This is a genomic window from Clostridium sp. UBA7791, from assembly GCF_002480755.1.
Lineage (GTDB): Bacteria > Bacillota > Clostridia > Clostridiales > Clostridiaceae > Clostridium_J > Clostridium_J sulfidigenes.
This window is the reverse complement of sequence record NZ_DLCT01000003.1, coordinates 813040-824258: the sequence shown is the minus strand read 5'-3', so window position 1 is coordinate 824258 and position 11219 is coordinate 813040. Positions and strand designations below refer to the sequence as shown.

Here is an 11219-nt window from a genome sequence, read left to right as displayed (position 1 = left end):
CCATTGAGTTACACCCGCATATATTTAATTTAAAATGGTCGGGGTGACAGGGATTGAACCTGCGACCTCATGGTCCCAAACCACGCGCGCTCCCATCTGCGCCACACCCCGATATATCTTAATCAGTGCCGTTTGATTAATAACCTTAACGACAAAATTTATTATACAGACTTCCCTTTAATTAGTCAACACCTTTTTTGAAGTTTTTAATTAAATTTTGACAGTTTTTATTGTAAATTCTCTTCAAGTCCTTATTTTACCTTCTTTTCTCTTATATACCTTATAAATACTAATGACTTATATTGTTACTACTAAATTCTCTGTCTATATCAAAATAAACTTAAATGCAATTAATAAATTATGTAACTTAATACTCAACACACGGAATAAATTTAAATAGTTCACTATGTAAAAATAAATATATTTATACATGGAACTATTTAAATATATAACAAGTAAAATTATTATATGTAGACTATAAATATTTTTTCATCTCTTCTGTTAACTTAGATAATGCATTTCCTCTATGACTTATAGCATTTTTCACTTTAGAAGGTACATCATTAAATGTAGCCTTTAGTTCTGGCACGTAGAATAAAGGATCATATCCAAATCCTTCACACTCTTTGTATTTCTCTAATATTAAACCTTCTACTTCACCTTGAACTTTGATAATATCTTTATCATTAACTATTAAAACCATAGCACATATAAATTTTGCTTTTCGTTCATTAAAAGGCACACCTTCTAACTCTCTTATTAACTTTTTATTATTTTCCACTGAATTTCCATGTTCACCACTATATCTAGCAGAATATATTCCCGGAGCTCCATTTAATACTTCTACTGATAATCCTGAATCATCAGATAAAACAAGTACATCTTTACAAATTTCATGAATTGCCTTAGCCTTTATGTATGCATTTTCCATAAATGTAGTGCCTGTTTCTTCTACATCTATATCTATATCAGCTTCTTTTAAAGATACTACCTCTAAATCAAACTCTTTAAGAATCTCCTTTATTTCTACAATTTTATGATGATTATTACTAGCAACTATTACTCTTTTCATTACAAATTCTCCTTCTTAAATGTCTACTATATGTTAAATAACTCATCTGCTTCTGGCGGAGTCACTTCATTGATTTCTTTATCATCTATTACTATACCTTTACTCTTAGTTATTTCTCCTATTTCAGTAGCCTTAATTCCATTATCATCAAAAGATTTTAACAACTTTTCTGGATTATCAGTAGTTATAAGCATACTACCTGATGATATTAGTCTTAATGGATCTATATTAAATTCTTTACATACTTTCCTTGTAATTTCTGTAATTGGCATTTTAGATTTATTAACCTTAAATCCTACATTACTTGCATTAGCAACTTCCCATAATGCTCCTAAAACTCCACCCTCTGTTATATCATGCATAGATGTTGCTTTAGCTATTCCACCTATTTTTCCTTCTTTCACTACACTTATGCTCTCCACATAGCCTCTTGCTTCTTCAATCTCTTCATCTGTTAATATACTCCTGCATCTCTCTTCATAATCATTAACCAATATTGAAGTTCCTTCAAGGCATAGTTGTTTAGTAACTATTATGCTATCCCCTACTTTTGCTCCTGATGTGCTAATAGCACTATTAACATTACTTTTTCCAATAGCCGTACACGAAACCACTATCTTATTAACAGCTTCTGTTATTTCAGTATGGCCACCTATAATTTGAACATTTACTTTACATGCTTCTTCATGAATTTCTTTCATAAGATCATGTAATTCTTGTATAGTAGTCTTTGGTGGTGCTAATATGGTAACCAAGATTCCTAATGGCTCGACTCCACAGGAAGCTATATCATTACAGTTAATGTTAACTGCAATTTTACCTATATTTTCCTCTGCACCAGTTACAGGGTCTGTAGAAATTACGCATTGATTACTGCCAAAATTTATAATGGCACAATCTTCTCCTATGCCGTTAGATACTTCTACTTCCTTCCGCTCTTTCCCTTTATGGTTATCTATTATGTACTTTAGTTCATTCCAATTTAATTTTCCTACCCTCATATAAATTCTCCTAACCTAAAAAAACTATTGTGTTTTTAGCACATTTTCACTTCTCATATCATATTATTAAATATAACTAATATTCTGGTGGTGTTATTTTGAGATATATAGGACCTTTTTTAAGAATTAACATACTAAACAATGACAATATAAAAAGTCAATTGTTTCATTTTTCTAAAGAGTCCCTTAGACATATAGTTCTACACTCTGGATGTGGAATTATATCTAGAAATGCAAACTTAAAAATTAAACCTTTACCTAATGATGATGATATCACAAATAGCGTTATTTCTCCACTATTATGTGTATATAGAAAAGCTGACGGAAAACTTTTGAAAGAAAAAGATAAATTACTTTGGAATCATCGCAAGTTTAAAAGAGAAATAAACATATGTGCTAATGGGTATATGACCCTTGGTTTGCTGTACTTATCTGACTATTATAGAAAATTTAAAGATATTGATGAGGATAAATATAAACTTAGCAAATACTATGTTGACCTATCCATTGAGCAATTAGAATTTTTTGCTCTTTATTGCCGTAATAGTGAGGGGGTATTTGTTGATAAATATGATTCTACTGATCCTCTTCAAAAAGAATATTTTCTTACAGACAAGAATATGAAGTTTAAATTTTCAACACAAGCTCTTCTTATGGCAGCATATTATAAATGTGCTACACTTTCAGAAGACAATAATGAAAACTTTCAATCCTTTGCTCTAGATATAATGAATCTATTCTCAAGTCTAAAACAAGAAATATATAATACTTCTCACGATGAGTTAGTTAAAATATGTTTAGCCTTCAATATTCTTTATGAATGTTCAAAACTGGAGAAAGCTAAGGAATTACTAGTAGATTTTTCTGAATTAATGATTGAAAACATCAATCATATGCCACCTTCTGTAATTAGAGATAATATAGATATTTCTTGTTTATGCTATATAAACTCTATATTAACTTATAAAAATACCAATTTATCTCATTTTAAAGATGCAGCCTTTAAAATCTTTAATAACCTAGAAAAATTATATAATAATGATGATGGTATTTTTATAAAAGACATTTCTGAAAAAGAAAACAAATTTTCTTCAGATGAAATAATTCTATATCTTTATGTATTTATGATTCAAGAGTCTTTATTAAGTGACAATGAAAAAACCGAGCTAGCTTCTAAAATTCATGGTCTTTATAAAAAACAGGTAGTAAGCTCTGGAATTATACTTAGGTGGCCGGAAGCTCCTAGTCTTGATAACCCTGAAAGATATAGGAATTTTTCATGTAAGGCAGAAGACCTATTAGATGATAATTATTTTAGATTTTCTTCTTATGTAAATAATGATACTAATGATTTAGCACCTATTTTTGTTAAAAATATTTCTTTAAATAGAAAGAAAGAAAGTTATAAACATTATAAACATAGTTTTGATTCTTGTAAAAACATGTTTAACTTTTTTACAATTATTTATTTAAATACAATTTTAGATTTCTAATAAAGAAGTACCTTAAATTTAAGGTACTTCTTTAACTTTTTCTAATCTTATATTTCCAGTGGTAGTTACATACACTTGGTTTATACCTTCTTTAACGCAAATAACATTGTTAATATTATATATAGGTATAGATATTAACTGATTTCTTAGTATTTTTTCACATTCCTCATAAATAATTTTTCTTTTTTCGTCATTCATTTCATATTTTGCAGAATTAATAAGATTGTAATATTCTTCATTTTCATATGAAATAAGATTATTATTAGAAATCTTATGGAAACTCTCAAAATACTCTCCAGGATTTCTATAGCTGAAATCAAACCTCTGCAATACTATATCATAATCTCCTTTATCAACAGCATTTTTCAACTCTTCTTTAGAATATTCTTTTAAAACTATTTCTGAATCAGTACACTCTTTAATATCAATACTTAAATCTTCAACAATTCTCCTATTCAAGTTATTTTTTTCAAAAATTACTCTTATTTCAGGATTTTCATTGATATTGACCTTGTTAAAGAATTCTTTAGCTTTTTCAGTATCTCCAAAAATCGAGAATACTTGTTCTGTTTCATCTGTTTCCATCACATAGGATGTAGCTGGAGTAAGTAATTCTTTGCATATAAGTTGAGAGTAGTATTCCTTTGATAAAAGTGAGTTTATAGCTATTCTAAAATTTACATCTCCACCAACAGTTTCTTTATCCGGGTTAAAACTTAAATAATATACAGCTGAACCATTAAAACTTTTCACCATTGAATTTTGAGATAATCTTAAAAGTTCATTTATTGGAGCATCCATCATTATATCAATACCACCTGAAAAATAATCTGTATTGGTATCCGTCGACTTTTCAAAAATAGCTAAAGTATTTTCTTCGCTGTTTAAAAATGTAATTCTAATAGTTTCATCAGTAATTTTAATTCTTTCATAATGCTTTTGATTTTTTTCTATGTAGATCCCATCATTCTTTACATCTTTAATTACAAAGGGACCTGTATACCTTATTGAAGTAAAATTTTCCTTATACTTATCCAGGGTTCCGTAATCTCTAATGTTAAATACTGGGTTAGCTATGATATTAATAAAATAAGGATTTTTATAATTTAGTCTAATAGCTATGGTACTATCATCTTTTACGTTTATTGCCACATTTGAAAAATCACCAATTCCTTCTCTAAACTCCTTAGCTCCATATATACAATCTAAACTACTAGCATATACATTATTTCTATCACTTAAAAATCCTTTAAAAAAACTCTTAATTGCCTCTGCAGTAATTTTTTCTCCTGTACTATAATATATATCCTCTCTTAATATAAAAGTGTATTCTAAGCCATCTTCTGAAGTTATTATCTCCTTTGCAAGTGCTGGTACTATTTCTCCATTGTTATCTTCTTTTACTAAACCTTCAAAAAGTGTTATTAGCAAATCTTTATCTCTTACAGTATTTTCTCTTGTTAACTGTAAATCTTCAGGATTTACATTCATATTGTAAGTTATATAATTCACTTTACTATATTTTACAGAATTTAATTTATCTTTCTCAATAGATATTCCTGCTAAAATTATTATAATGCAAAGTACTGTAAATATTATTTTCTTCACCATAACACCTCCTATATTTAAAATTATTTACTTATTTATTTCAAAATAAACAATTCTGAGCAAGTTAACACAAAATTCTTCTTTTCCAATTGTAAACATGTGATATAATATTTATAATAATGTGTAAATAAATTGGAGGTATCTTATGGTTTACTTAGATATTATATTGAAAATATTAGGAATCTTATCTTTAATAACTTTTATGATAATAATCATTTGGGGATTTGTTGTTTTCAATTCTATATATAGTCAGCTGAGATATAGTAATTATATACTTGAAAAAATCTCACATATATTAAATATTTCATGTATAGATATGCAAGCTAAGGAAAAGGAACAACAAAAAAAATCTGAAATAATTGATGAAAACTCTAATTCAGAGCTTTTAGATAGCACTTCTGACTCTACTATCTAGAATAATAATTATTTAGTTATGGATGATACTCCTAATCAACAGAAAAATTTATATTGATTAGATGTATAGTACAATACAGATTATTTACTATAGCAATTAGCCCCATGGATAAAAACTCCATGGGGCTAATGCTTTCTACTTTAAATCATTCCCTTAAACTCTTCTTCAGAAATTACTCTAATTCCTAATTCTATAGCTTTATTATACTTAGAACCTGGGTCTTCTCCAACTATAACAAAGTCTGTTTTTTTACTTACAGAACCTGCTACCTTTGCACCGAAACTTTCTAATTTATCTTTAATTTCATTTCTTGAAAATTCTTTTAAACTTCCTGTAACTACAATAGTTTTATCTTTAAAAGGATTTTCATCTATTTGCTGAACTTGTTCCTCCCTTGGAGTTACACCCAAATTTAATAGCTCATTTATGGTTTCTCTAGATTTATCTAATGAGAAGAATTCAACTATAGTTTTTGCAACTATATCTCCTATATCGGGAACTGATATTAATTCTTCAAAGGATGCTTTCTCAATATTTTTTAAAGTTTTAAATTTCTTTGATAGATCCTTAGCTGTCTTTTTACCCACATTAGGAATACCTAGTCCATATATAAATGAAGATAATTCACATTCTTTACTATTCTCTAATGCTGTTAAAAGATTTGTAGCTTTCTTATCTCCAAACTTTTCTAATCCAACTAATTCATCTTTTTTTATTCTATATAAATCTGCTATGGACTTTATTCCAAGTTTTTCAAATAACTGTTCAGCAGTTTTTTCACTAAATCCAGCTATATTCATAGCTTCTCTGCCAGCGTAGTGAACTATAGTTTTTACCATTTGAGGCTTACATGCCAAGGTGTTTTCACAAAACAAATGCACTCCATCTCTAAATAATTCTTCCCCACAACTAGGACATACCTTAGGCTCTTCAATAGAAATACTTCTTTCTAATGACTCCTCTACTACTCCCATTATTTCTGGAATTACATCATTAGATCTTCTAACAAATACTGTAGCTCCAATTTTCACTCCCTTACGCTGAATATCATCTAAGTTATTCAAAGTAGCTCTTTTAACTGTTACACCACCTAACTCTACTGGCTCAAGAATTGCAGTAGGACTAACTCTTCCACTTCTACCTACATTCCATTCTACATCCAAAAGCTTAGTAGTTGTTTCTTCTGCTTCAAACTTATAAGCTATTGCCCATTTAGGAAACTTAATTGTATATCCTAATACCTCTCTAGTTTTTATATCATCAATTGCTATAACTACCCCATCTATGTCATAATTCAAGTTGTTTCTAATACTATTAATATATTCAACTTGTTTTTCTATCTCATCAATATTAGTGCATGTTTCCATATAATTATCCATAGGGAGTCCCATTTTTTTTATAAAATTCATCATTTCAGTATATGTATTAAATGGATTTCCTTCATTATATCCAACATCATAGAAAAAAGCAGATAAATTTCTTCTGGCAGTCTCCTTTACATTTAAATTTCTAAGAGCTCCAGCTGCTCCATTCCTTAAGTTCTTTAATGGGATAGAAGCATTTTTATTATAGTTTTCAAAAGCTTCCTTTGTCATAATAGCTTCACCATGAACTTCGATTATACTGTGATTATCTATTATGAGTGGAATAGATTTTATAGTCTTTACTTGACTAGTAATGTCTTCTCCAATTTCTCCAGTCCCTCTAGAGGATCCAACTATTAAAATCCCCTCCTGGTTATAGGTCAAATTTATAGAAAGTCCATCAAACTTTTTAGTAACAATATATTTAACACTTGGCAGTTTTTCTTCATTATTATTATTATACTCGTTTATAGCTTTAATATTTCTATTATGCCAATTCTTAATTTGTTCTATGGATTGAGCCTTATCTAAACTCCAAAGAGGAGCTCTATGTTTATATTTTCTAAATTCATCTAAAACTATATCTCCTACTCTTAACGTTGGTGAATAAGGTAAAACCTCTTCAAGTTCACTTTCTAATACTTTAAGTTCATCATATTTTTTATCATATTCCTTATCAGATATGATAGGATTATCTAGTACATAGTATTCATAGGAGTATTTATTTAACTCCTCTACTAACTTCAGCATTTTACTACGCTTATCATCACTCATTATAATGCTTCCTCCTATTAACTTAAAAATAGCTCTTATATATTTAAAATTTAATTATAGGCTATGTTTTATTAACATCTAAAACATAGCCTATAATAAACTTATTCTGCTGTCTTCGTGACTTTCTTACACTATATTAAGCTAGTTCCAGACCTGCCTTATTAAGCATAAGCTTTTTGATTCCCATATTGTTAAAAGCTATAGTAACTATAGTTTCTCCATTGTCTGAGGATATAGATACTACAGTTCCCACTCCAAATTTACCATGTCTTACTTTTACCCCTATAGTAAGTTCTTCTTTAACTGCACATTTGTCAACTCCACATTCAATGCCACTAATTTCACTTGAAGCAATAGGTTTCTTTGAATTATAAAAACCACTTCTAAAGGAGTGAGGATTATTATTAACCTTATTATTTACCTTATTGTTAATATTATCAAAACTTCCTTTGGATTGAGTTCCTCCATCATCATTCAAATCATATTTTAATTCCTTAGGTATTTCACTTATGAAGTCTGATATAGGATATCCCACAGTTCTACCAAATACCATTCTCTGTTCTGCCGATGATATATATAGCATCTCTTCAGCTCTTGTAATGGCAACATAGCAAAGTCTTCTTGATTCTTCCATCTCATTAAAATTATTTAAAGAAGCCATTCCTGGAAATATTCCATTTTCCATTCCAACTAAGAAAACTACTGGAAATTCAAGTCCTTTTGAACTATGAACAGTCATCATTACTACTGCATTATTCTCTTCATCTAAATTATCTATATCAGAAACTAAAGTTACCTTTTCTAAAAAGGCACTTAAGGATTTATCTTCTGAAGAATTTTCAAAGACTACAGCATCAGATACAAGTTCCTTTAAGTTTTCTATTCTACTTTCATCCTCGGCACTACTAGACCCCTTAAGCATTTTCATGTATCCACTTCTATCTAAAATATCCTCAATTAGTTCAGGTACACTTATATTCTCTGCATCCACTATAAGAGTATTCATTAAGCTCACAAATTTATTTATAGATGTTATAGCTCTTGCAGAAAGATTTGGTATAAATTCTGCATCTAAAAGTGCATCATACATGCATATATTATTTTCTGCTGCAAATTCCTGTACCTTAGCTATGGTTGTATCTCCAATACTTCTTTTAGGCTCATTTATAATTCTTTTTAAACTTATATCATCAAGAGGATTATTTATCACTTTCAAGTAAGCCATAACATCCTTAATTTCTTTTCTTTCATAGAATCTGAGTCCCCCTACTATTTTATAGGTTATCTCATTCCTTCTAAAGGCTTCCTCAAATATACGCGATTGGGAGTTCATTCTATAAAGTATAGCAAAATCCTTTAAGCTTCTATTTTCTTCTCTTATCATCCTTTTAATTTGAGTTGCTACAAAATTCCCTTCATCTATGTCGCTATAGGCTCTGTATACTTTTAGCTTTTCTCCAGATTCACTTTCAGTTCTTAACACTTTATCTTTTCTTTGCGCATTATTTCTTATAACCTTATTAGCAGCCTCTAATATGTTTGATTTCGACCTATAGTTTTGCTCCAACTTAATAACCTTTGCTCTTGGAAAATCCTTTTCAAAGTCCAATATATTATTTATATCTGCACCTCTCCATGCATAAATACATTGATCGTCATCTCCAACTACACATATATTTTCATTTTCATTAACTAAAAGCTTTATCAATTCATATTGACATTTATTAGTATCTTGATACTCATCTACAAGAATATATTTAAATTTTCTTCTATAAAACTCTCTAACCTCATCATTTTCTTTAAGCAGTTTAACAACTAAATAAATTAGATCATCAAAATCCAAAGAATTTGTAGTCTTTAATTTCTTTTCATAGGTTAGATAAACATCTGCTATCTTATTCATTCGAAAGTTTCCTTCATTTTCTTTTTTAAACTTCTTAGCAGATATTAATTTATTTTTAGCATCGGAAATTTTTGAGATAATTTCTCCATCAGTTATGTCTTTATCATTGATATTAAGTTCTTTCATGCACTGCTTTACTAGTGATTTAGCATCGTAACTATCATATATAGTAAAATTTTTATTGTATCCTAACTTATCAATTTCTCTTCTTAAAATTCTTACACAGCTAGAGTGAAAAGTTGAAACCCACATTGTATCAACTATATCTCCTACTAATGATTTAACTCTTTCCTTCATCTCTCCTGCTGCTTTATTTGTAAAAGTCAAAGCTAAAATCTGTGAGGGATATATATTTAAATCATTTATCATATGTGCCATTCTATAAGTAAGAACCCTAGTCTTTCCTGATCCTGCACCTGCTAAAATTAACAAGGGGCCTTCTACGGTAACAGCTGCTTCGTATTGCTCCTTGTTTAATAGCTTTTTTAAATCCATCTAATCACTCCTAAATTTATAGTTATCTAATGTAATTTATTAATCTTCTTTATCCTATAATATAATACTATACTATGAATATTTAACCTATTCTTTATTATACCATATACTATGAATTTATAAACGACATATAAATAATTACTCAATATGGTTACTACACCATAACCTTATATTGTAATTATTTTAATTTCTAATAAGTTGATTAAATAGAAAAAGCCTTACTCTCTTCAAAGTAAAGCTTTTTCTATTTAATCTATGATTACTTACAACTTTCTATTTATCTTCATATTCATTCCAATCAACTCTTTCAAATACTACCTTATATCCATTATTTCCATAATTTAAAGAACGATTAACTCTACTTATGGTAGCAGTGCTAGCTCCAGTACTACTAGCGATATCTAAATAAGTTCTTCTTTCTTTAAGCATTCTTGCAACTTGAAGTCTTTGCTCCATAGCTTTTATTTCATTTATTGTACAAACATCTTCAAGGAACCTATATACTTCCTCTCTGGTTTTAAGAGATCTAATTGCATCAACAAGATAATCCATTTCTGAAGTTTCAAGTTTTGAAACATATCCACTCATTATTTTCTCCCCTATCACTAAAAAATTCATCTATATACATTATAAAGTTATCATATTAAAGTGTAAACATTTAATCTTTAATATAATTTTATCAGACATTAAATACAAAAGCTATCCCCCTGGATAGCTTTTAGTTAAAGTATAAATATGTTTATTCCTATAATTGACCCTGCAAAAACAACTGCTGATACTATAGTAAGTTTAGTTAAGAATGATTCCTTTGTTTTAGTTTTATTTTTGCTATAAAAAGTTTCTGAACTTCCAGCTACTAATCCACCTAAGCCTGATGATTTACTTTCTTGAAGAGATATTGCCAATATAACTGTTAATGCGGAAATAATTATTACAACCTTTAATGCTGTTATCATTATTATGCCCCCTTAATTCTTTATCCTTATACATGTAATATATTTTATCACAGTAAAAATATTTTTACAATGGAAAGAGTAATAAATGTAAATATATATATTAAATTAATATATACTTCTAATTTCTATAATAAAAAC

General features: G+C 28.6%; 9 protein-coding genes and 1 tRNA gene. 2 read left to right on the top strand and 8 right to left on the bottom strand.

Translation table 11 applies throughout. The annotated features are described in order from the left end of the window. Positions 1-35 precede the first annotated feature (35 nt). The 3 genes from B3Z56_RS05490 to B3Z56_RS05480 all read right to left on the bottom strand — a co-directional run bounded on the left by B3Z56_RS05490 (position 36) and on the right by B3Z56_RS05480 (position 2073). Positions 36-111 (bottom strand) — tRNA-Pro (locus B3Z56_RS05490). Between the two features lie 364 nt (positions 112-475). Continuing rightward, positions 476-1072 (bottom strand): XTP/dITP diphosphatase, encoded by a 597-nt coding sequence (locus tag B3Z56_RS05485; protein WP_346848994.1) that lies wholly within the window; start codon positions 1070-1072, stop codon positions 476-478. Positions 1073-1098: 26 nt separating this feature from the next. Further along, positions 1099-2073 (bottom strand): AIR synthase family protein, encoded by a 975-nt coding sequence (locus B3Z56_RS05480; RefSeq protein ID WP_346848993.1) that lies wholly within the window; start codon positions 2071-2073, stop codon positions 1099-1101. A 98-nt stretch (positions 2074-2171) separates the two neighbouring features. On the opposite strand from B3Z56_RS05480, the gene B3Z56_RS05475 reads away from it, so the two are divergent. Next, the gene (locus tag B3Z56_RS05475) at positions 2172-3566 is read left to right on the top strand and encodes a hypothetical protein (RefSeq protein ID WP_346848992.1); all 1395 of its coding nucleotides are present in this window, start codon (positions 2172-2174) and stop codon (positions 3564-3566) included. Between the two features lie 18 nt (positions 3567-3584). Here B3Z56_RS05475 and B3Z56_RS05470 read toward each other — a convergent pair whose 3' ends face one another. After that, positions 3585-5177 (bottom strand): ABC transporter substrate-binding protein, encoded by a 1593-nt coding sequence (locus B3Z56_RS05470; RefSeq protein ID WP_346878393.1) that lies wholly within the window; start codon positions 5175-5177, stop codon positions 3585-3587. A gap of 142 nt (positions 5178-5319) precedes the next feature. On the opposite strand from B3Z56_RS05470, the gene B3Z56_RS05465 reads away from it, so the two are divergent. Then, positions 5320-5589 (top strand): hypothetical protein, encoded by a 270-nt coding sequence (locus B3Z56_RS05465; protein ID WP_346848990.1) that lies wholly within the window; start codon positions 5320-5322, stop codon positions 5587-5589. A gap of 140 nt (positions 5590-5729) precedes the next feature. Here the strand turns inward: B3Z56_RS05465 and ligA are convergent, their stop codons facing one another. The 4 genes from ligA to secG all read right to left on the bottom strand — a co-directional run bounded on the left by ligA (position 5730) and on the right by secG (position 11081). Further along, the gene (gene ligA, locus B3Z56_RS05460) at positions 5730-7727 is read right to left on the bottom strand and encodes an NAD-dependent DNA ligase LigA (RefSeq protein ID WP_346848989.1); all 1998 of its coding nucleotides are present in this window, start codon (positions 7725-7727) and stop codon (positions 5730-5732) included. 136 nt (positions 7728-7863) lie between these two features. Then, on the bottom strand, positions 7864-10125 hold the full coding sequence (pcrA, locus tag B3Z56_RS05455) for a DNA helicase PcrA (RefSeq protein ID WP_346878392.1): 2262 nt from the start codon (positions 10123-10125) through the stop codon (positions 7864-7866). A gap of 273 nt (positions 10126-10398) precedes the next feature. Beyond that, complete coding sequence (locus B3Z56_RS05450; RefSeq protein WP_346848987.1) at positions 10399-10713, bottom strand: YerC/YecD family TrpR-related protein; 315 nt, start codon at positions 10711-10713, stop codon at positions 10399-10401. Positions 10714-10847: 134 nt separating this feature from the next. Continuing rightward, entirely contained in the window at positions 10848-11081 is a 234-nt protein-coding gene (gene secG / locus B3Z56_RS05445; protein WP_035135246.1) for a preprotein translocase subunit SecG, read from the bottom strand. Between the last annotated feature and the right edge of the window lie 138 nt (positions 11082-11219).

Bases quoted from the DNA above. Each gene is read 5' to 3' on its own strand.
- pcrA (WP_346878392.1), bottom strand. From the start codon at position 10,125: ATGGATTTAAAAAAGCTATTAAACAAGGAGCAATACGAAGCAGCTGTT.
- B3Z56_RS05485 (WP_346848994.1), bottom strand. From the start codon at position 1,072: ATGAAAAGAGTAATAGTTGCTAGTAATAATCATCATAAAATTGTAGAA.
- B3Z56_RS05465 (WP_346848990.1), top strand. From the start codon at position 5,320: ATGGTTTACTTAGATATTATATTGAAAATATTAGGAATCTTATCTTTA.
- B3Z56_RS05450 (WP_346848987.1), bottom strand. From the start codon at position 10,713: ATGAGTGGATATGTTTCAAAACTTGAAACTTCAGAAATGGATTATCTT.
- secG (WP_035135246.1), bottom strand. From the start codon at position 11,081: ATGATAACAGCATTAAAGGTTGTAATAATTATTTCCGCATTAACAGTT.
- B3Z56_RS05480 (WP_346848993.1), bottom strand. From the start codon at position 2,073: ATGAGGGTAGGAAAATTAAATTGGAATGAACTAAAGTACATAATAGAT.
- B3Z56_RS05470 (WP_346878393.1), bottom strand. From the start codon at position 5,177: ATGGTGAAGAAAATAATATTTACAGTACTTTGCATTATAATAATTTTA.
- ligA (WP_346848989.1), bottom strand. From the start codon at position 7,727: ATGAGTGATGATAAGCGTAGTAAAATGCTGAAGTTAGTAGAGGAGTTA.